At 53.5% G+C, this 20,742-nt stretch carries 22 protein-coding genes; 7 read left to right on the top strand and 15 right to left on the bottom strand.

Annotated features, from left to right (window positions below):
* Nucleotides 1-37: 37 nt before the first annotated feature.
* The 5 genes from ACQ0PY_RS02605 to sspA form a co-directional block, all read right to left on the bottom strand.
* Nucleotides 38-1,528 carry an MFS transporter gene (locus ACQ0PY_RS02605; protein WP_044263663.1) on the bottom strand — a complete coding sequence of 497 codons (1,491 nt, stop codon included), beginning with the start codon at nucleotides 1,526-1,528 and terminating at the stop codon, nucleotides 38-40.
* 115 nt (nucleotides 1,529-1,643) lie between these two features.
* Nucleotides 1,644-2,537, bottom strand: coding sequence for an N-acetylneuraminate lyase (gene nanA, locus ACQ0PY_RS02600; RefSeq protein WP_054176886.1), 894 nt, complete (start codon nucleotides 2,535-2,537; stop codon nucleotides 1,644-1,646).
* A gap of 133 nt (nucleotides 2,538-2,670) precedes the next feature.
* Entirely contained in the window at nucleotides 2,671-3,462 is a 792-nt protein-coding gene (gene nanR, locus ACQ0PY_RS02595) for a transcriptional regulator NanR (RefSeq protein ID WP_080343284.1), read from the bottom strand.
* A gap of 111 nt (nucleotides 3,463-3,573) precedes the next feature.
* Entirely contained in the window at nucleotides 3,574-4,074 is a 501-nt protein-coding gene (gene sspB / locus ACQ0PY_RS02590) for a ClpXP protease specificity-enhancing factor (RefSeq protein ID WP_042998320.1), read from the bottom strand.
* Between the two features lie 5 nt (nucleotides 4,075-4,079).
* Entirely contained in the window at nucleotides 4,080-4,718 is a 639-nt protein-coding gene (sspA, locus tag ACQ0PY_RS02585) for a stringent starvation protein SspA (RefSeq protein ID WP_042998321.1), read from the bottom strand.
* Nucleotides 4,719-4,831: 113 nt separating this feature from the next.
* Between sspA and ACQ0PY_RS02580 the strand changes: the two genes are divergently transcribed.
* The gene (locus tag ACQ0PY_RS02580) at nucleotides 4,832-5,026 is read left to right on the top strand and encodes a hypothetical protein (protein WP_099433685.1); all 195 of its coding nucleotides are present in this window, start codon (nucleotides 4,832-4,834) and stop codon (nucleotides 5,024-5,026) included.
* On the opposite strand, the gene rpsI is transcribed toward ACQ0PY_RS02580, so the two are convergent.
* The 3 genes from rpsI to zapE all read right to left on the bottom strand — a co-directional run bounded on the left by rpsI (nucleotide 5,023) and on the right by zapE (nucleotide 7,218).
* On the bottom strand, nucleotides 5,023-5,415 hold the full coding sequence (rpsI, locus tag ACQ0PY_RS02575; RefSeq protein ID WP_000829818.1) for a 30S ribosomal protein S9: 393 nt from the start codon (nucleotides 5,413-5,415) through the stop codon (nucleotides 5,023-5,025). The genes ACQ0PY_RS02580 and rpsI overlap by 4 nt on opposite strands.
* Nucleotides 5,416-5,430: 15 nt before the next feature.
* The gene (rplM, locus tag ACQ0PY_RS02570; RefSeq protein WP_042998322.1) at nucleotides 5,431-5,859 is read right to left on the bottom strand and encodes a 50S ribosomal protein L13; all 429 of its coding nucleotides are present in this window, start codon (nucleotides 5,857-5,859) and stop codon (nucleotides 5,431-5,433) included.
* Nucleotides 5,860-6,090: 231 nt separating this feature from the next.
* Nucleotides 6,091-7,218: a cell division protein ZapE gene (gene zapE / locus ACQ0PY_RS02565; protein WP_109739793.1), complete on the bottom strand. Its 1,128-nt coding sequence runs from the start codon at nucleotides 7,216-7,218 to the stop codon at nucleotides 6,091-6,093.
* Between the two features lie 192 nt (nucleotides 7,219-7,410).
* On the opposite strand from zapE, the gene zapG reads away from it, so the two are divergent.
* From zapG to degS, 3 genes are all read left to right on the top strand, one after another.
* Entirely contained in the window at nucleotides 7,411-7,809 is a 399-nt protein-coding gene (gene zapG / locus ACQ0PY_RS02560; protein WP_043001761.1) for a Z-ring associated protein ZapG, read from the top strand.
* 168 nt (nucleotides 7,810-7,977) lie between these two features.
* On the top strand, nucleotides 7,978-9,345 hold the full coding sequence (gene degQ / locus ACQ0PY_RS02555; RefSeq protein WP_042998324.1) for a serine endoprotease DegQ: 1,368 nt from the start codon (nucleotides 7,978-7,980) through the stop codon (nucleotides 9,343-9,345).
* A 90-nt stretch (nucleotides 9,346-9,435) separates the two neighbouring features.
* Nucleotides 9,436-10,503: an outer membrane-stress sensor serine endopeptidase DegS gene (degS, locus tag ACQ0PY_RS02550; RefSeq protein WP_042998325.1), complete on the top strand. Its 1,068-nt coding sequence runs from the start codon at nucleotides 9,436-9,438 to the stop codon at nucleotides 10,501-10,503.
* Between the two features lie 69 nt (nucleotides 10,504-10,572).
* Here degS and mdh read toward each other — a convergent pair whose 3' ends face one another.
* On the bottom strand, nucleotides 10,573-11,511 hold the full coding sequence (gene mdh / locus ACQ0PY_RS02545; RefSeq protein ID WP_042998326.1) for a malate dehydrogenase: 939 nt from the start codon (nucleotides 11,509-11,511) through the stop codon (nucleotides 10,573-10,575).
* 414 nt (nucleotides 11,512-11,925) lie between these two features.
* On the opposite strand from mdh, the gene argR reads away from it, so the two are divergent.
* Nucleotides 11,926-12,396 (top strand): transcriptional regulator ArgR, encoded by a 471-nt coding sequence (gene argR, locus ACQ0PY_RS02540; RefSeq protein ID WP_042324992.1) that lies wholly within the window; start codon nucleotides 11,926-11,928, stop codon nucleotides 12,394-12,396.
* Between the two features lie 367 nt (nucleotides 12,397-12,763).
* Entirely contained in the window at nucleotides 12,764-13,027 is a 264-nt protein-coding gene (gene yhcN, locus ACQ0PY_RS02535) for a peroxide/acid stress response protein YhcN (RefSeq protein ID WP_042998327.1), read from the top strand.
* A gap of 57 nt (nucleotides 13,028-13,084) precedes the next feature.
* Here yhcN and ACQ0PY_RS02530 read toward each other — a convergent pair whose 3' ends face one another.
* The 5 genes from ACQ0PY_RS02530 to aaeX form a co-directional block, all read right to left on the bottom strand.
* Complete coding sequence (locus ACQ0PY_RS02530; protein ID WP_042324989.1) at nucleotides 13,085-13,357, bottom strand: barstar family protein; 273 nt, start codon at nucleotides 13,355-13,357, stop codon at nucleotides 13,085-13,087.
* A gap of 29 nt (nucleotides 13,358-13,386) precedes the next feature.
* Nucleotides 13,387-14,835 (bottom strand): NAD-dependent succinate-semialdehyde dehydrogenase, encoded by a 1,449-nt coding sequence (locus ACQ0PY_RS02525; protein ID WP_044263668.1) that lies wholly within the window; start codon nucleotides 14,833-14,835, stop codon nucleotides 13,387-13,389.
* A 90-nt stretch (nucleotides 14,836-14,925) separates the two neighbouring features.
* Nucleotides 14,926-16,893, bottom strand: coding sequence for a p-hydroxybenzoic acid efflux pump subunit AaeB (gene aaeB / locus ACQ0PY_RS02520; RefSeq protein WP_042998329.1), 1,968 nt, complete (start codon nucleotides 16,891-16,893; stop codon nucleotides 14,926-14,928).
* A gap of 5 nt (nucleotides 16,894-16,898) precedes the next feature.
* Nucleotides 16,899-17,831 carry a p-hydroxybenzoic acid efflux pump subunit AaeA gene (gene aaeA, locus ACQ0PY_RS02515; protein WP_042998330.1) on the bottom strand — a complete coding sequence of 311 codons (933 nt, stop codon included), beginning with the start codon at nucleotides 17,829-17,831 and terminating at the stop codon, nucleotides 16,899-16,901.
* Between the two features lie 7 nt (nucleotides 17,832-17,838).
* A complete protein-coding gene (gene aaeX, locus ACQ0PY_RS02510) occupies nucleotides 17,839-18,042 on the bottom strand; it encodes a p-hydroxybenzoic acid efflux pump operon protein AaeX (RefSeq protein WP_000051841.1) in 204 nt (67 codons plus the stop codon).
* Between the two features lie 182 nt (nucleotides 18,043-18,224).
* Between aaeX and aaeR the strand changes: the two genes are divergently transcribed.
* On the top strand, nucleotides 18,225-19,154 hold the full coding sequence (gene aaeR / locus ACQ0PY_RS02505; protein WP_042998331.1) for an HTH-type transcriptional activator AaeR: 930 nt from the start codon (nucleotides 18,225-18,227) through the stop codon (nucleotides 19,152-19,154).
* Between the two features lie 91 nt (nucleotides 19,155-19,245).
* On the opposite strand, the gene tldD is transcribed toward aaeR, so the two are convergent.
* A complete protein-coding gene (gene tldD / locus ACQ0PY_RS02500; protein ID WP_109739792.1) occupies nucleotides 19,246-20,691 on the bottom strand; it encodes a metalloprotease TldD in 1,446 nt (481 codons plus the stop codon).
* Between the last annotated feature and the right edge of the window lie 51 nt (nucleotides 20,692-20,742).

Raw genomic sequence — 20,742 nt, 5'->3', positions numbered from 1 at the left:
TTACGTGTATTGCCCGGTGCAGGACCGGGCAAGTGGATTAACTTTTGCTTTTGACTAAGGGGCTTTTATCGCCGCCGAACGGGATAGCGCCGCTGAACGGCTTACCGTCAATGGCGTCATGGGTACGCAGCGCCTCCGGTCGCAGCCAGCGCTGGACGCGGGATGGCATATCCAGACCAATCAGTAGAATCACCACAAAGGTCAGGCTGAAAGAGAGCGATCCCAACGCGGTGCCCAGATCCAGTCGTTGGGCAATCAGCGCCCCCAGAATCGGTGCCAGCGCCCCGCCGAGCGCCCCGACGTTATAGGTGAAACCCAGACCCGCCGCACGCTGATCGGTATCGAAATAACCGCCAATCAGTTTCGGTAAGATTCCGGAGATCCCTTGCCCCAGCATCTGCTGGAAAAACAGAAGTAAACCAAGTACCCAGACATTGGTACCGCCAATGGCAAACACCGGAATGATCAGCAATTGTGAGGCCAACAGACTGTAAACATAAGCTTTGCGGGTCCCCAGCCAGTCACCAAGGAAGCCGCCGACGCAGCAGCCGACCGCAGCACCAAAGCCGCTAAAGAAGAGTACGCGCGCCACGGTGGAAGGATCGTATGCCAGTTCCGTTTTCAGATAGGTGGGCAACAGCGCCTGAATCGGCCACGAGTAGAGGAAAGCAAACAGGACAACAATCATGAGCATCACGCCCGTCGGCCAGCGCTTGCCGCTACTTTGTACCATGAAGCTGATAAAGATCACCGCGCACAGCAAACCCAGTACCGCGACAATCGCCGCATTTTGCAGGTCCCCGGCAAAACAGAACCACAGTGCGATCGCCGCCGCTGTCGTCATCAGAATGTTGACGACGCGATGCTCACCCCGATAGAGAATATCGACCATCGTGCGTACCGGCGCTTTGCCTTCATGCTTCTCTTTCCAGTCCTCTGCTTCCGGTATGTTTTTGCGCAGCCAGAGGGCAAAAATAATCGGCAGAATGCCAATGAAGAACAGCGCGCGCCAGCCCCAGACCGGCACCACCAGGCTGTAGACCTGAGCCGCAATCACGGCACCAACGGAGAACCCCGAGATCAGAAAACCACTGGCCTTATTACGCAGATGTTTTGGCCAGCTTTCAATAACATAGGTCGCACTGGAACCGTATTCGCCCGCCATCCCCATGCCAATCACCAGTCGGGCGATAAACATAGTGGTGTAACCCGGCGCAAAACCACAGGCCAGCGTTCCCATTGAAAACAGAATAATACTGGTGACCATCGCCAGACGACGCCCATACCGGTCACCCATCGCGCCCAGCATTAACCCGCCAAACCAGCGTGAAATAAAGGCTGCCGAAATCAGGCTCGCCGCCTGAACCGTCGTCAGCCCGAACTCTCCTTGTACTTCCGTCAGCACAAGGGCTATCAACACAAAATCAAAACCATCCAGCAAATATCCCAACCATGCGGCGGAGAATGCCCGCCATTGCGCCCGGTTGAGATGGCGATACCACGGGATGCTTTGGGTAGAAGTACTCATTTTACTCTCCCGACGATTTTTGTTGTTGTGCCGGATAACGATTCAGCCTTATCCGGCACACTATGCTTTTTTGTCGGCCGGGTAAGCGCAGCGCCCCCGGCACTACGTTACGCGGTTACGCCTTCTCTGCCATTAACTGCTGCGCCAACGCCTTCAGTTCCGGCAGATATTTTTCATCCACGGGGGCAAACGGCTTACGGCACAGCGGTACAGAAACCACGTCCATATAGTGCAGAACCGTTTTCAGCCCACGGAACACGCCAGCCTTAATGAGGAGATCGATAACCTTATTGCACTCTGTTTGCAGTTTTTGCGCAGTCCGGATATCTCCTTCTTTGAGCGCTTTCACAATTCCCAGATATCGCCAGCCCATGATGTTGTAAGTGCTGCCGATACCGCCGTCCGCTCCGGCCAGCAGGCCTGAAGCGAAAATTTCGTCATAACCGTTATAAAGCACCAGATCCGGATGCTCGCGACGGATCTGCTCCATCTGGAACAGATCGCCCGATGTTTGCTTCAGTGCACCTACGCCCGGCAGGGTGACCAACGTGTTGATCTGATCCAGCGTTAACTTCACGCCGCTCAACGCCGGAATGTTATAGACCACCATCGGCAAACCATCCGCCGAATCAATAATGGCCCGGTAATGATCGCAGTGCTCTTCAAAGCTGAACGGATAGTAGAACGGCGTCACCGCAGAGACCGCGTCAAAGCCGTAACGATGCGCGGCACGGGCGAGCTGCTGGCTCTCATGGGTGCTGACCGTTCCAACGTGAGCGATCAGCGTGACTTTGCCCTTCGCCTCTTCCGCGACGACTTCCAGCACCTGCTCCCTTTCCGCACAGCTCTGTACAAAGGCTTCGCCGGTGGAACCGCCCACGTACAGCCCATCGATCCCCTGAGCGATGTTAAAACGCACCAGCCGGCGCAGGCTTTCAATATCCAGCTTCTGTTGGTTATCGAAAGGGGTTAACAACGCTGGCATTACGCCTCGTAACTCTTTTGCCATAACGACCTCTGTCATGATTAGTGTTATCTAACTGCATACCTTTATACCTGTTATACCAGATCAAATAAGCAGCAATACAATACAGAACGCTTATAGTGCGATCTGCTTCACTAAACGATCGTCAGGATCGCGATCACTTACGCATTTTTGAATGTTGACCGAGGGCGTGCCAGGTGGCGGAAACGCTGTTGAGATGAGATTGCAGTGCGCGATCGGCCTCATCTGGATCGCGTCGGCGAATCGCATCAACGATAGCGATATGCTGCTGATAACTTACGTTATTATGCTCGAAGAGCTCGCGATCCGGCACGGTCGGGCGAGCGGCGATCAGCCAGTCCAGCAGCGCAACGTGGATCGCCATAAAGATCGGATTGCCGGGGATCTCCGCCAGCACGCGATGAAAATCGACATCTGAACGGATGAACAGCGTATTGTCATCCAGCGACTGGCTGTTGATCTCCAGCGCTTTTGCCAGCAGATCGATCTGTTCTTCTGTGGCATTCTCCGCTGCATAACGCACGAGACTGGACTCAAAGAACAGGCGCAACTGCTCAAAGTGGGCAATGCCGCCAGGATGTGCGAGGAAATCTTTTGCCATTCCGGACAGCTCACCAATGATGGTATCCGCCGAAGGACGGGAAACACGGGCACGTTCGCCGTTGTTGATTTGCACCAGGCCTTTACGCTTCAGCGCGGCCAGTGCCTCACGCACAGAGGGACGACCGACGTTGAAAAAGGCCATCAGTTCCCGTTCGGACGGCAACTGTTCCCCCTCGCCGAACTCACGGCGACGGATCATCTGCTCTAACTCTTCCTCGACCATTTCCGACAGCTTTTTTCGCGCCAGCGGACGACGGCGAAGGCTACGCCCAATAGTGGCTGGAGAATCTTCTGCTTGAGAATCGAATGCGTTCATAAGACCTATTTGCGAGTCACGGTGACAAACAACAGCAGGCTCATCGTAACACAGGATCGGAAGGAGGGTGAAACCACGGTCGGTGCGATCAAAAACAGGCCCAGCGGGGCCTGTTTTCATCTATTTAACAACACGTAATGCCGGTCGCCCACCACGCGGCGGCGGCGGATCGTCATCCGGATTGTTGTCATCGTCATGATCCGGTTTATCACCATCAATGACTGACATAACGGTTTCGCTCTCTGCGCCAGAAGTCGCGTCATCATCATTAAGACTGGCAACATCTTCGTCATAGGCCGCTTCCGGTTCAAACATCGTTCCGGCACCGTTTTCACGCGCATAAATAGCCAGCACTGCCGCTAATGGCACAGAAACCTGACGCGGAACGCCGCCGAAACGCGCATTAAAACGCACCTCATCGTTAGCCAGTTCCAGATTCCCCACCGCGCGCGGTGCAATGTTCAGGACAATCTGCCCGTCGCGGGCATATTCCATCGGAACATGCACACCCGGCAACGTCACATCCACCACCAGGTGCGGCGTGAGCTGGTTGTCCAGCAACCACTCATAAAATGCACGCAGCAGATACGGACGGCGCGGTGTTAGCTGTGACAAATCCATCAGTATTAACCCCGGCCAAGACGCATTTCGCGTTCAGCTTCGGTTAAGGACGCCAGGAAAGAATCACGCTCAAAGACGCGGGTCATGTAACCCTTCAGCTCTTTCGCGCCCGCACCGCTGAACTCAATACCCAGCTGCGGCAGACGCCACAACAGCGGCGCCAGGTAGCAATCCACCAGGCTGAATTCATCGCTCAGGAAATACGGTTTCTGACCGAATACCGGTGCAATCGCCTGCAGTTCTTCACGCAGTTGTTTGCGAGCAACGTCAGCTTCTGAAGCAGACCCGTTAACGATGACGTTCATCAGCGTATACCAGTCTTTTTCGATACGGTGCATGTACAGGCGGCTTTCGCCACGTGCTACCGGGTAAACCGGCATTAATGGCGGATGCGGGAAACGCTCATCCAGGTATTCCATAATGATGCGAGATTCCCACAGGGTCAGCTCACGATCTACCAGTGTCGGGACGCTCTGATTCGGGTTGAGGTCAATCAGATCCTGAGGTGGATTGTCCTTTTCCACGTGCTCGATCTCGAAACTTACACCTTTCTCAGCCAGCACAATGCGGACCTGATGGCTATAGATGTCAGTAGGACCAGAAAACAGCGTCATTACCGAACGTTTGTTGGCAGCGACAGCCATGAAAACCTCCAGGTATATTCAGAATTTTTACTGCTACCAGCCATCGCATGGCCAGTCAGAAGTGATGTCACCCACGTCGGAAAAGTCATCATCGTTCAAAAAGCAAACAAAAAATGAGCAATACCCGATATTTGGGCAGAAAATTGGATGATAGTTTACCAGATTTTGTGACCTTTGTGGTGAGTCGATTCTGGAAATGGGGAAAAAGAGGGTTTTGTCAGAGGATTACGCCAGATTTATCCATAAAAAAACCCGCCGAAGCGGGTTTTTTCGCCAACCGTAATCTGCCAAAGGCAGAAAACAATTAACGTTTGGAGAACTGCGGACGACGACGTGCTTTACGCAGGCCGACTTTCTTACGTTCAACCTGACGAGCATCACGAGTAACGAAGCCTGCTTTACGCAGTTCGGAACGCAGGGACTCGTCGTACTCCATCAGAGCGCGGGTGATACCGTGACGGATCGCACCAGCCTGACCAGAGATACCACCACCTTTAACAGTGATGTACAGATCCAGTTTCTCAACCATGTCGACCAGTTCCAGCGGCTGACGAACTACCATGCGGGCAGTTTCACGACCAAAGTACTGTTCCAGAGAACGTTGGTTGATAACGATTTTGCCGTTGCCCGGTTTGATGAAAACGCGAGCTGCGGAACTTTTGCGGCGACCAGTGCCGTAGTATTGATTTTCAGCCATTGCCTATAATCCCGATTAGATGTCAAGAACTTGCGGTTGCTGTGCCGCGTGGTTGTGCTCGTTGCCAGCGTAAACTTTCAGTTTACGGAACATAGCACGACCCAGCGGGCCTTTTGGCAGCATGCCTTTAACCGCGATTTCAATCACACGCTCAGGACGGCGAGCAATCATCTCTTCAAAGGTCGCTTCTTTGATACCACCGATGTGACCGGTGTGGTGATAGTACACTTTGTCAGTACGCTTGTTGCCGGTTACAGCAACTTTGTCAGCGTTCAGAACGATGATGTAATCACCGGTATCTACGTGCGGAGTGTATTCCGCTTTATGCTTACCGCGCAGGCGAATAGCCAGTTCAGTAGCCAGACGGCCCAGAGTTTTACCGGTCGCGTCAACAACGTACCAGTCGCGTTTTACGGTTTCTGGTTTAGCTGTAAAAGTTTTCATTAAAAGCTTACCCAATAAATAAGTTACACGTTGGTGAACACCCAAACGTTATGTCAGTTGAGGTTCACACGACAAAGTCCGGCAAACCTACCCCTTCGAATAGCCAATGCCAGCACACAAAAAGTTTTGGGAAAAAAACTTTCTTGTAACGTGGGGTCGCAAGATTATAGAGAAGTCGGGGTCAAAGATCGACCCCTTTCTGTGATTTGCACAACAGTTTATTGGCCGCGATCAGGGCATGTGTTCTTGCTTGAGATATTCCTCGCTCTGCATCTCCTGCAAACGCGACAGACAGCGCTGGAATTCGAACTTCAGTCGCTCCCCCTGATACACCTCATATAAAGGCACAGCGGCGCTTACCACCAGCTTGACGTGGCGTTCGTAAAATTCATCCACCAGCGCGATAAAACGACGCGCTTCGCTTTCCATTAACGGTGTCATCACCGGCACGTCAAACAGCATAACCGTATGGTAGAGGCGTGACAGCGCAATATAGTCGTGCTGGCTGCGGGCATCAATGCACAGCGTATGAAATGAGACCGCCAGCGTCTGGTTTTCCATGCCCAGCGTCGGCAATGGACGATGATTAATCTCCAGAACCGGTCCCTGCTGTTCACGTTTGGTGCCAGCCAGCGCCAGCCAGAGGTTATCCATCTGCTGCTGCGTTTCTTTATTCAGTGGTGAGAGCCACAAATGCGCCTGGGTCAACGTCCGCAGTCGATAATCCACGCCTGCGTCTACGTTCATGATGTCGCAATGCTGCTTAATCGCATCGATGGCGGGAAGAAAACGCGTACGCTGTAACCCGTTACGGTACAGCTCATCTGGCGGAATATTCGAAGTTGCCACCAGCGTAATACCGCGCGCAAACAGCGCCTTCATCAGGCCGCCGAGCAGCATGGCATCGGTAATATCAGACACAAAAAACTCATCAAAGCACAGCACATCTGTTTCTGCCTTAAAACGGTCGGCCACGATGTCGAGCGGATCGGTTTGTCCCTGCAGCGCGGTTAACTCCTCATGCACGCGCAGCATGAAGCGATGGAAGTGCAGACGCTGCTTACGAACGCCAGGCAGGCTGTGGTAGAACAGATCCATCAGCCAGGTTTTCCCCCGACCAACGCCCCCCCACATATATAAGCCTCGCACCGGCGCGCTGTGTACCTCTTCCTTTTTCCCCAGCAGTTTGCCCACGCGGGCCATAAACCCTTTTGCGTCGGGAACCGCAGGGGGGTTCGCCGTTAACGCCTGGTAAATGATCTCCAGGCGATTGACCGCTTCTCTCTGCACGTCGTCGGGTTGGTGAGTGCCTTCGTTAATGGCTTTCAGGTAACGCGATGTGGGGGTAAAGCTCTGCATGATGTTATTGTTATTCCTTGAAAATCGGTGTGCCGTCGTTCACGGTTGACGAAAAAAAGGCCGTTCTACACTACGCGATATAAAGACGGGATTCCACTTCTGTGGGATTAGCGGTTATAGTGGCAGTATCAGGCGCAGGCATGGAGCCTAAAGCCAACACCCTACGGAAACAAAAGACAACGGGAGATGTTCATGACCTGGGAATATGCGCTAATTGGGTTAGTCGTCGGCATCATCGTCGGTGCTGTAGCCATGCGTTTTGGTAACCGGAAATTACGCCAGCAACAGGCGTTGCAGTACGAACTGGAAAAGAATAAAGCTGAGCTGGAAGAGTACCGCGAAGAACTGGTCAGCCATTTTGCCCGCAGCGCCGAGTTGCTGGACACCATGGCTCACGATTACCGTCAGCTGTATCAGCACATGGCGAAAAGCTCCAGCAGCCTGCTGCCGGAACTGTCTGCGGAATCTAACCCGTTCCGTAACCGTCTGGCTGAATCTGAAGCCGGCAACGACCAGGCTCCGGTACAAATGCCGCGTGACTACTCCGAAGGCGCATCCGGCCTGCTGCGTAGTGGCGCAAAGCGCGACTGACTGCACAGCGATAATATTTTTCCTGGGCGCAGCGATTGCGCCCACCTCTTCTCTCCCGTCCCGACTATCATTTAATCATTATCCGCATTGTTAGCAGACTGAAAATTCAATAACATCAAACTGTTTTGAATCGTCTTTCCCTTTACTCAAGGTACGAGAGCAGGATCAATGAAAATACAAACCCAGCTGTTGAGTGCATTAGCGTTAAGTGTCGGGTTAACTCTCTCGGCGCCGTTTCAGGCCATTGCGTCGATCCCAGGCCAGGTTCCCGGCCAGCCCGCGCTTCCCAGTCTTGCCCCGATGCTCGAAAAAGTGCTGCCTGCCGTCGTTAGCGTGAAGGTTGAAGGCACCGCCACTCAAACGCAGAAAGTCCCGGAAGAGTTTAAAAAATTCTTTGGCGATGATCTGCCCGATCAGCAGGCACAGCCGTTTGAAGGACTGGGTTCCGGGGTCATTATCGATGCCGCAAAAGGCTATGTTCTGACCAACAATCATGTGATTAATCAGGCGCAGAAAATCAGCGTTCAGTTGAATGACGGGCGTGAATTCGAGGCCAAACTGATTGGCAGCGACGATCAAAGCGACATCGCCCTGCTGCAAATTCAAAACGCCAGCAAGCTGACGCAAATCGCCATCGCCGACTCGGATAAACTGCGCGTTGGTGATTTTGCTGTGGCGGTCGGTAACCCGTTTGGTCTGGGGCAAACCGCCACCTCCGGTATCGTCTCCGCGCTGGGACGCAGTGGGTTGAACCTGGAAGGTCTGGAGAACTTTATTCAAACCGATGCTTCAATCAACCGCGGGAACTCCGGCGGCGCGCTGCTTAACCTGAACGGCGAGCTGATCGGTATTAACACCGCTATTCTTGCGCCTGGCGGCGGCAGCGTCGGGATCGGTTTTGCCATCCCCAGCAATATGGCCCGCATCCTGGCGCAGCAGCTGATTCAGTTTGGTGAAATCAAGCGGGGCCTGTTGGGGATTAAAGGGACCGAAATGTCCGCCGACATCGCCAAAGCATTCAAGATAGATGTGCAGCGCGGTGCCTTTGTCAGCGAAGTACTGCCAAACTCCGGTTCAGCCAAAGCGGGCATTAAGTCCGGCGATGTGATTACCAGTCTCAACGGCAAACCGCTCAACAGTTTTGCTGAGCTGCGCTCCAGGATTGCCACCACAGAACCCGGTACTAAAGTGAAGCTGGGCCTGTTGCGTAACGGCAAACCGCTGGAAGTGGAAGTGACACTTGATACCAGCACCTCGTCATCTGCCAGCGCGGAGATGATTGCCCCGGCATTACAGGGTGCGACGCTGAGCGATGGTCAGCTCAAAGACGGCAGCAAAGGTATCAAAATTGACAGCGTTGAAAAGAGCAGTCCCGCCGCGCAGGCTGGTTTGCAGAAGGATGATGTGATCATCGGGGTCAACCGTGACCGCGTGAATTCTATCGCTGAGATGCGCAAAGTGCTGGAAGCCAAACCGTCTATTATTGCGCTACAGATCGTCCGCGGTAACGAGAGCATTTATCTGCTCCTGCGTTAAATCCAGACGACCGGGCATCAGCCTCGCGTGTGATGTCCGGTTAACTCGTGATATGCTGCTGCCGTTCCCTTTATTAATGACGCCTCCATCATGTTAGTGAAGCTCTTACGTTCGGTCGCAATTGGTTTGATTGTTGGTGCCATTCTTCTGGCCGCCATGCCTTCGCTACGCAAAATCAACACGCTTTCTGCACCGCAATATGACAGTGCCGACGAGACGCCCGCCAGCTATAACTCTGCGGTACGTCGTGCGGCCCCCGCTGTGGTCAACGTCTATAACCGCAGTATGAACAGCACCGCGCATAATCAGCTGGAAATCCGCACCCTGGGTTCAGGTGTAATCATGGATCAGCGCGGCTACATCATTACCAACAAGCATGTGATCAACGATGCCGATCAAATCATCGTCGCCTTGCAGGATGGACGTGTGTTTGAAGCGCTGCTGGTTGGCTCCGATACGCTGACCGACCTGGCGGTACTGAAAATCAACGCCACTGGCGGTCTGCCGACGATTCCGATCAACGCCGGACGTTCACCGCATATCGGTGACGTAGTCCTGGCGATCGGTAACCCTTATAATCTCGGACAAACCATCACCCAGGGCATTATCAGCGCCACGGGGCGTATCGGCCTGAACCCAACCGGACGACAGAACTTCCTGCAAACGGATGCCTCGATCAACCACGGTAACTCTGGTGGGGCACTGGTGAACTCGCTGGGTGAGCTCATGGGTATCAACACCCTGTCGTTTGATAAAAGCAACGACGGCGAAACGCCGGAAGGGATTGGCTTTGCCATTCCGTTCCAGCTGGCAACCAAAATTATGGATAAGCTGATCCGCGATGGCCGTGTTATCCGTGGCTACATTGGGATTGGTGGTCGTGAAATTGCCCCACTGCACACGCAGGGCGGCGGTATGGACCAAATCCAGGGGATCGTCGTGAACGAAGTGGCGCCGGATGGCCCGGCGGCGCAGGCCGGTATTCAGGTTAACGATCTGATTATCTCCGTGAACAGCAGACCGGCGGTCTCCGCACTGGAAACCATGGACCAGGTAGCAGAGATTCGACCAGGTTCGGTCATTCCGGTGATTGTCATGCGTGATGATAAGAAGCTGACGCTACAGGTCACTATTCAGGAATACCCGGCAACCAATTAGTTATCGGCAATCAGGCAATAAAAAACCGGAGACATATTGCTCCGGTTTTTTTATGGCTTCGCGGTTCGCTTACTTGTTAACGAACTCTTCACCCAGTTGAATATCTTTCTTCAGGGTATCCAGCATACCTTCCAGCGCATTCTGCTCGAATGCGCTCAGTTTGCCGATAGACTGACGCTCTTCGACGCCGTTTTTACCCAGCAGCAGCGGCTGCGAGAAGAAACGTGCGTACTGACCGTCACCTTCAACGTAGGCACATTCAACAACGCCTTTTTCGCCCTGCAGTGCGCGCACCAGAGAAAGACCGAAACGAGCGGCCGCCTGGCCCATAGACAGGGTTGCCGATCCGCCACCCGCCTTCGCTTCAACCACTTCGGTACCTGCGTTCTGAATACGCTTGGTCAGGTCAGCGACTTCCTGGTCAGTGAAGCTCACGCCCGGGATCTGCGACAGCAGTGGCAGAATGGTCACGCCAGAGTGTCCGCCGATAACCGGAACTTCAACTTCAGTCGGCAGTTTACCTTTCAGTTCCGCCACAAAGGTGTTGGAGCGGATGATATCCAGCGTGGTTACGCCAAACAGTTTATTTTTGTCGTAAACGCCCGCTTTTTTCAGTACTTCTGCTGCAATAGCGACGGTGGTGTTCACCGGGTTGGTGATGATACCGATGCAGGCTTTTGGACAGGTCGTCGCGATCTGCTGTACCAGGTTCTTCACGATGCCCGCATTGACGTTAAACAGGTCGGAACGATCCATACCCGGTTTACGCGCTACACCTGCGGAGATCAGCACCACGTCCGCACCGTGCAGTGCAGGGGTCGCGTCTTCACCGGAGAAGCCTTTGATTTTCACAGCAGTTGGGATATGGCTAAGATCTACAGCCACACCGGGAGTCACTGGAGCGATGTCGTACAGGGAGAGTTCTGAACCTGAAGGCAGTTGGGTTTTTAACAGTAGTGCAAGCGCCTGGCCGATACCGCCGGCAGCGCCGAGGACTGCGACTTTCATCCTAAACTCCTTATTATATTGATAAACTAGTGTTTGTTGCTCCGCGGCGGCGACGTTAAACCACAAATTCGATGAATACAATCACCCGTATTCAATTCTGTGTTGTCACGCGAATTTAGCTTTTATGCATTTAATTGACGTAATCCGAAGCTGTCTGTGCAGTAGAGCAACTTTCCAACAGGTGGTGACAATATACCCTACTACCAGCCCAAAACAACATCAATTTGATAACAATTAATTTACTTTTAAGCTTATTTGCGAGGCGTGACACAGGCATGTTTCTTGATAACAATATTTGATAAAATTCCGCTCTTTCATAACATTATTTCAGCCTTCACTTGGGCAGACTATTTGCATAAAAATTCATCTGTATGCATAATAATGTTGTTTCCACTCTCATACTACGGGTGACTTATGCGAAGCTCAGCTAAGCAAGAAGAATTAGTTAAAGCGTTTAAAGCGCTACTTAAAGAAGAAAAATTCAGCTCTCAGGGCGAAATTGTCCTCGCATTGCAGGATCAAGGCTTTGATAACATCAACCAGTCCAAAGTGTCACGCATGCTGACAAAGTTTGGGGCAGTCCGTACCCGCAATGCGAAAATGGAGATGGTGTACTGCCTTCCGGCTGAACTGGGCGTACCCACCACCTCCAGCCCACTGAAAAACCTGGTTCTTGATATCGATTTTAACGATGCAGTGGTGGTGATCCACACAAGTCCTGGCGCGGCGCAGTTGATCGCCCGCCTGCTGGACTCGCTGGGTAAAGCTGAAGGCATTCTGGGCACCATCGCCGGGGATGACACCATCTTTACCACCCCGGCTAATGGCTTTACGGTAAAAGATCTCTACGAAGCCATTCTGGAGCTGTTCGAACAAGAGCTCTGACCCTCTCACCCCGTCGTCTGAGGCGGCGGGGTAAAACCCTGCTTTAACGTTCACTTCCCGTTATTTTATCTGCCTGTTATTTAGCAAATAGTGCGTTTATCTGCCCAAAATCATTCAAGCAGTGAATATGCTCATGCAAAACCGCACAAATCGCAAAATTTCATATCCATATGATTTTATTAGATATAAACAAAAAACCATCACTTTTTAATTCCAGACAGGCATAAAAAAATAAATTTTCATTACTTACGCATTGCTGAAACCATTAGCGTGGTATTAATTTATCACGTGATTAGTGTATGCTTGATTTTGTGATGAGGGTCACGAAACGAAGACCCCCAATAATAAATTCGACGAGGTACTTATCATGAAAATCAAAACAACTGTTGCTGCGTTAAGCGTTCTCTCTGTTCTTTCATTCGGCGCATTCGCCGCAGATTCTATCAACGCAGAACAAGCACAAAATCGCGAAGCGATTGGCTCTGTCTCCGTAAGTGCAATCGGCTCCAGCCCAATGGACATGCATGAAATGCTGAACAAGAAAGCCCAGGAAAAAGGCGCATCAGCGTATCAGATCACCGAAGCCCGTAGCGGTGACACCTGGCATGCCACTGCCGAATTGTACAAATAAACCCTCGTCGTCTAGTCCGACGACCTTGCCCCCGACTGTCGGGGGCTTTTTTATCTCTCAATGACGAACATTAAAACGCAACTGACCTTCCAGTTCTTCTTCTGCTTCATCAAACAACAAAATCAGTGCGCCATAACGCCGGCGTGATTTCTCGGGTAGATGTACAAACTCGATCTCCAGCGGTAACGGCAGCGCTTCACTCATGATGATGTCCCACAGAGAGTCGAGATCGCTTACTTTCTCTTTGGCCAGGCCAAACATTCGCGCAAACTCACGATAAAAGTCGTCCTGATCCTCAATTTCATCAAAATCAAATGTATAGATATTCATCTATCGCCACCTTCCCGATATCGGTCTGACTACAGGCCGCCAATATGCAGGGTTTTCACTTCCAGAAATTCGTCTAACCCCAGAACCGATCCTTCACGTCCCAGCCCGGACTCTTTCACCCCGCCAAACGGTCCCAACTCGGTGGAAACCGCACATTCGTTTATCCCGATCATACCGCTCTCAATAGCCTGAGAGACGCGGAACACCCGTTGTAGGTTTTGCGTATAGAAGTAAGCGGCCAGGCCAAACGGCGTGTTGTTCGCGCGCTCAATTACCTCTTCTTCTCGGGTAAAGCGGAAGCAAGCGGCAACCGGTCCAAATGTCTCTTCGCTCGCCAGTTTCATGTCATCACGACATTCACCCAATACCGTTGGTTGCCAGAAGTTACCGCCGAGTGCGTGCGCTTTCCCGCCCGCCAGCACTTTGGCTCCTTTCGCAACGGCATCTTCCACATGCTCACGCACTTTATCGACCGCAGACGGTTCGATCAGCGGCCCGACGACGACGCCGTCATCCAGGCCATTCCCCACCTGCAATGCCTGAACCGCATCGGCCAGTTTGCGGGTGAATTCGTCGTAGACACTCTCCTGGATATAAAAACGGTTCACGCTGACACAAACCTGCCCGGCATTACGGAACTTATTGGCAATAGCGCCTTTTACCGCCGCATCGATGTCCGCATCGTCAAACACGATATAGGGAGCATTGCCACCGAGTTCCATCGACACTTTTTTCATGGTTTCCGCGGCGTTACGCACCAGCGTTTTGCCGACAGCCGTTGAACCGGTGAACGAAATTTTGCGCACCGCATGGCTTGCCATGATGGCATCGCTGATTTCCGGTGTATTGCCCGCTACGGCATTGAGCACGCCATCAGGGACCCCCGCTTTCTTCGCCAGCGTAAGCAGCGCAAAGGCACTCAGCGGCGTGTTATTGGCCGGTTTTATCACCCCGGTACAGCCCGCCGCCAGCGCCGGGCCGAGCTTACGGGTCAGCATCGCCATCGGGAAATTCCACGGCGTAATGGCTGCCACAACACCAATCGGTTCGCGGGTCGCCAGAATGCGAGAGCCGGGTTTGATCGGCGGGATAATTTCGCCATTGGCACGCTTCGCCTGCTCGGCAAACCATTGGATAAAGCTGGCAGCGTATTCGACCTCACCCTCGGCTTCTTTCAGCGGTTTCCCCTGTTCGGTGGTCATCAACCGTCCCAGCCAGCTTTTGTTTTCGATGATCAATTCATACCAACGGTACAGAATTGCCGAGCGCTCTTTTGCCGTTTTTGCCCGCCAGGCAGGAAATGCCTTACTGGCCGCGGCAATCGCCTCCTCGGTCTGCTGTTTTCCTGCTTTCGCCACCTTCGCGATCGTGTCGCCGGTCGCCGGATTAATCACATCAAAGGTGGTATCAAGCGTTTTCCACTGCCCATCAACCAGATATCCCGTCTGAAAAAGTTCGTTGTCCTGAAGCGTTTGCATGGTGTTTTCTCCTTCTGATGTCCTGCATTGCGCACATCGAATAAGTATAGCCATAAAAAAACCGACGCTTTTGGCATCGGTTTCTGAGGGTTAGCTGTCGGTTAGCGCATGCTGGTACTTGTGCAACATACCGGTCAGCCGTTTCACCGGTTCGGTGACCTGCGGGGGCGCTTCCCAGACTCGCAGCTTTTCCTGATACACGTCCAGCTCATCCAGTAGCTGACCAAAGTAGCGTCGACGCTTGTCGTCATTCACGGCTGAAATGACATGATCCGCCGTACGACGCAACTGCTGGTGGAACGCGGAGAGATCGTCGTTGACCGGAATCGGCGCATCCCGCAGACGCTGGTGCGCAATGATCATGGTCAGCGCCAGACGGAACTTCGGCAAATCCCCCGGGAATTTATTCATCAACAGAAACAGCTGCTGATAAAGCGCGGGAAGATGGTTCTCTTTGCGTCGTACCACGTTGGTGGTCATCGCTGACACCGCCGCAGAAACAAACTGGTTGAGCAGCACACGACCCGTACGATCGCGAGAATTATCGCGCACAATCACAATGACCAGAAAGGCCAGTACGCAGCCCACAATCTGCCCTAACGCACTGTCCAGGAACTGGCTGAAGTGGAAGGTCATCGGGTTATCCAACACGATAATGTTAATGGTACTGGCCAGCGCGCCCATCGACCCCAGACGCCGCTTCTGTACTTCGATCCCCAAAAAGAATCCCAGCACCGCGAGGCTCAGACAAAGCAACAGCATGCTCTGTTGGGTATTGGGGAGGATCACCAGAAAATAGAGCGCCCCCAACGGCAGCGCGGCAAGCGTACCGTAGATAAAGTCGATAGCGACCATGCGTGGGTTCGGCAGACGCATCGCCAGCGAAGTCACCACCGCAATCATCACCATTGCGCCGTTACCGGAAGTCCAGCCTGTCCACAGCCAGAACAGCGTTCCCAGCACACAAGAGAGCGTGGTGCGCCAGAAGTTCACCATGGCATGGTGACGTTCCGCGGACTCGACTTTCACCACCGGTTCTCCCTGCAACACCTCCTCTTCCGTGGCGCTGATTTTGGTATTGCTGATCACGCCACGCTTCAGCAGCAGATAGCGCGTTGCCGCCCCAGCCCAGGTATATAGCGTGACGGGCGTTTCACGCTCACCGGTCCAGGCAATCACCCGGCGCAGGCGCTTAAGCTGCTTATGCACATCCTGCGCGGTTTCAACCGGCATGGCGAAAAACTCGCGGAAGGTATCGGTGATCAGCTCAGGACGCGTGTTCTGGATCAGATAGGTTTCGCAAGATTGCGTAATCATGGTCAGCGACAGGGTATTGATCGCCTTCAGGCGGCGATTCGCCCGCGCCCAGCGGGAGGATTCCATGTTCAGGTTGCTGCGCATTCCTTCCAGCGCCGTGGCCCGACGTACCAGATCGCCCCAGGCTTTGTCCACTTCTTCGCTATCGCCATGTTTAATGCACAACTGCATCAGTTGGTACTGCGCCACCAGCAGGCTATCCAGCTCACGATCGACCTCTTGCTTGATCGATCGTGGAGAAAAGAGCAGATCTGCGATAATGGCGCAGACAATCCCGATGACAATCTCGCTACAGCGTTCTACAGCAAACTGCGGCGTAAGCAGCGGTTCGGTTTGAATAGTGATGACAATAATCAGCGCGGTGTAGCCCGATAACCCCCATGCATAGGAGTTCTCAACGCGCACCAGCGAAGAGATCCACGTACAAAACCCCGCCCAGATACAGCACACCAGAATCATCAGCAAAGGTGCGCGGATCATCGCAATGATGATCACCAGTGCCGCAATACAACCAATAAAGGTGCCGACAATGCGCAACATCCCGCGATAACGAATCGCGCCAGAATACGGTTCACCGCCAGCGGCAAAGGCCGGACCCGCCGCGACAATCGCCGCCGTCAGCACCGCCCAGCGTGGTGTTTCAAGCTGAAAGTGAAAGCCAATAAACAACGCCAGGACAATCGCGCAGGCCAGTTTGACCGCAAAGCGAATGTGCTGGTTGGCGATGGAAAAAATGCCCATCGCGATTAACCAAATTCGCGCAGACGGTGCGCCATTTTACGGAAGAACGAATCATTATTTTCGTCACGATCCTGCTTGCCGGTGATCACGACAGTCGCCGTGGTGCCGGCAGGCCACAGATTTTCCTGCTGATCGTCAAGCTGGATACGCACCGGAACGCGCTGCGCCAGGCGTACCCATTCCAGATTGGAATCGATCGTCGCCATGCCTTTATCGTCGCGGGTACTGCTGGCATTGGTGACCCCTGCCGCGATGCTATCGACTCGCCCTTTTAACACCTTATTGCTACCCAACGGGGTAATTTCTGCGCGATAGCCCGGACGGACGCCCTCCAGCTTGGTCTCTTCCATATAGGCCAGCACATAGAAGGAGTTCTGTTTCACCAGCGCCACGGCGGTAGAGCCTCGGGTAATAAACTCACCGGTATAGACGTTCAGGTTGGTCACCCATCCATCCGCAGGCGCGCGAATGACGGTGCGTTCGAGATCTAACCTGGCGAGGTCGCGAGTCGCCTGCGCTTTAGCCAACTGATGTAATACGGTTTGCAGAACGTTATTGGCCTGATCAATCTCTTCACGGGACATCGCCTGGACGCCAAGACGGTTACGACGTCCGGCTTCCTGGCGTTTCTCTTGCGCCAGCACCTGATAATAGGCGACGTCGGCTTCGGCCTCTTCCAGCGCTTTTTGGTAGCGCGGTTGATCGATGGTGAACAGCACCTGATCTTTCTTCACCAGTTGATTATCATGCACCTTAACGGCAGTGATGAGTCCGGCAACGTCCGGCGCGATGGCAACCACGTCTGCGCTGAATCGGGCATCACGCGTCCACGGTGATTCAGTGTAATAGACCCAGGCGCGGAAAATAGCGATGAATGCCAGGATGACCAGTACGAGGGTAATGGCCGTACGGGAGATTTTTCTTGTTAGTGTTTTCACTTCAACCTCAAACGAACAGGCGCGATATCAAGTAAAAGAGACAGCAATACAGCGCAGTATTAAACAGAGCCGGATGCCAGACAAAATCATAGATGCCCGTAGGCACAAGCACCCGGCGCACCAGCCAGAAAATCGCCAGTGACAGAAGCAATTCAAAGAATATCGGTGGGAAGGACAGACCAAACACCACGATAACGGGAAACAGACTCATATTGACCTTGATATTGTAGAGAGTGCAGGCGATACAGTTTTCAGCAAATGTCGACGCGGAGAAGGGCAAGGAAAGCCAGGCGAGAGCGACATAGCCTTTATTTGAATAATAATATATTACCGTAACTGTTATGCTGTTATCTATAATATGTGATCTAAATCACTTTTAAGCCAGAGTGAATAATGGAACGATTAAAGCGCATGTCGGTGTTCGCGAAAGTGGTGGAATTTGGTTCCTTCACCGCCGCTGCCAGACAGCTACAAATGAGTGTTTCGTCGATTAGCCAGACGGTGGCAAAACTGGAAGATGAGCTGCAGGTCAAGCTGCTGAACCGCAGCACGCGTAGCATTGGCTTGACTGAAGCCGGGAAAATTTATTATCAGGGCTGTCGGCGTATGCTGCATGAAGTGCAGGATGTTCACGAGCAGCTTTATGCCTTTAACAACACGCCGATTGGTACGCTGCGCATTGGTTGTTCTTCAACCATGGCACAAAATGTCCTCGCGGGGATCACCGCTAAAATGCTCAAAGAGCACCCTGGCCTGACGGTCAATCTGGTCACCGGTATTCCGGCCCCCGACCTGATTGCCGACGGTCTGGATGTGGTTATCCGCGTGGGTGCCCTCCAGGATTCAAGCCTGTTTTCCCGTCGCCTGGGTGCAATGCCGATGGTGTTATGCGCGGCGAAACGCTATCTCGCACAGTATGGGACACCGGAAAAACCGGCCGATCTCACCAACCACTCCTGGCTGGAATACAGCGTGCGTCCGGATAATGAGTTTGAGCTGATCGCCCCGGAAGGGATCTCCACGCGACTGATCCCACAGGGACGCTTTGTGACCAACGATCCAATGACCCTCAGCCGCTGGCTGACCGCCGGCGCAGGGGTGGCCTACGTCCCGCTGATGTGGGTGATCAATGAGATCAACCGGGGCGAGCTTGAGATCTTACTGCCGCGCTACCAGTCCGATCCGCGTCCGGTCTATGCGCTGTATACCGAAAAAGACAAACTGCCGCTGAAAGTACAGGTAGTGATTAACTATTTGACCGACTATTTCGTCGACGTGGCACAGATTTTTCAGGGAATGTATGGTCGGGGAAAAGAAAAGTGAGAAATTGCCCGGTGGCGCTGCCGCTTACCGGGCCTATGGGAGCATCAGTTGTTGACCGGACAGGCGTAAACCACTATCCGGCAACGGACAGTCAGGCGGTGCCGCCGACCGTCAGGTTATCCACTTTCAGCGTCGGTTGACCCACGCCCACCGGCAGGCTCTGACCTTCTTTGCCACAGACGCCGACGCCGTTATCCAGCTTCAGGTCGTTACCGACCATCGAAATCTGCTGCATCGCTTCGATACCTGAACCAATCAGCGTAGCCCCTTTCACCGGCTTCGTCACTTTGCCTTTCTCAATCAGATACGCCTCTGAGGTAGAGAAAACGAACTTACCGGAGGTGATATCCACCTGACCGCCGCCAAAGTTTGGCGCATAGATCCCGTACTCTACGGACTCAATGATCTCCTGCGGCGTGGATTTACCCGGCAGCATATAGGTGTTGGTCATACGCGGCATCGGCAGATGCGCATAAGACTCGCGGCGACCGTTTCCGGTCGGCGCAACGCCCATCAGGCGCGCATTCAGTTTGTCCTGCATGTAACCTTTCAAAATGCCGTTTTCGATCAATACATTGTATTGACCCGGCGTGCCTTCGTCGTCAATGGCCACCGACCCCCGGCGATCCGCCATCGTCCCATCGTCCACCACGGTGCACAGTTCAGAGGCGACCAGTTCGCCCATATGACCGCTGAATACCGATGTGCCGCGACGGTTAAAGTCCCCTTCCAGGCCATGTCCCACCGCTTCGTGCAGCAGTACGCCAGGCCAGCCAGCCCCCAACACAACGGGCAGCGTCCCGGCAGGTGCGGCGACCGCAGACAGGTTCACCAGCGCCATGCGCACGGCCTCTTTCGCCCACGCGTCGGCGCGGACGTCGCCATCCAGATCGGCGAGGAAATAATCGTAGCCAAAACGCCCACCGCCACCGCTGGCGCCGCGCTCACGTTTTCCGTCTTCTTCCACCTGTACGCTGACCGACAGGCGCACCAGCGGACGCACATCGGCGGCCAGTGTCCCGTCAGTAGCGGCAACGAGGATCAATTCATACACGCCGGTCAGGCTGGCCGACACTTCCTGCACGCGTTTATCCGCTTCACGGGCAACTTTATCGACGCGGCGCAGGATATCGAGCTTCTCTTCACGGCTCATGCTTTGCAGCGGATCGACAGAGGTGTACAGCGCAGGATACTCAACGGCACCGAGGGTCTTCACTTTCCCGTCGCCATTGTCACGCACGATGGTACGCGCGGCGCGCGCACTCTGTTCCAGCGCCTGCAGACTGATCTGGTCAGCATAGGCAAACCCGGTTTTTTCACCGCTCACTGCGCGAACACCAACGCCCTGATCGATATTGTAAGAACCATCTTTAATGATGCGGTCTTCTAAAACCCAGGATTCGTGATAGCTCGACTGAAAATAGAGATCGCCGTAATCAAGACGACGTTCGGCCAGTTGGCCCAGAATGGCAAACAGATCCTGATGTTTCAGGCCGTTCGCCGCTAGCAATTGTTCACTTACCAGGTTCAGACTCATCGTTATTGCTACTCGTTAATGACTGCAGATAGAGGATCTATGTACTGAGAG

It is taken from the genome of Citrobacter sp. LST-B2 (genome assembly GCF_057983045.1).
Note: the sequence above shows the minus strand (reverse complement) of the source record. Positions and strands in the feature narration are given on the sequence as shown.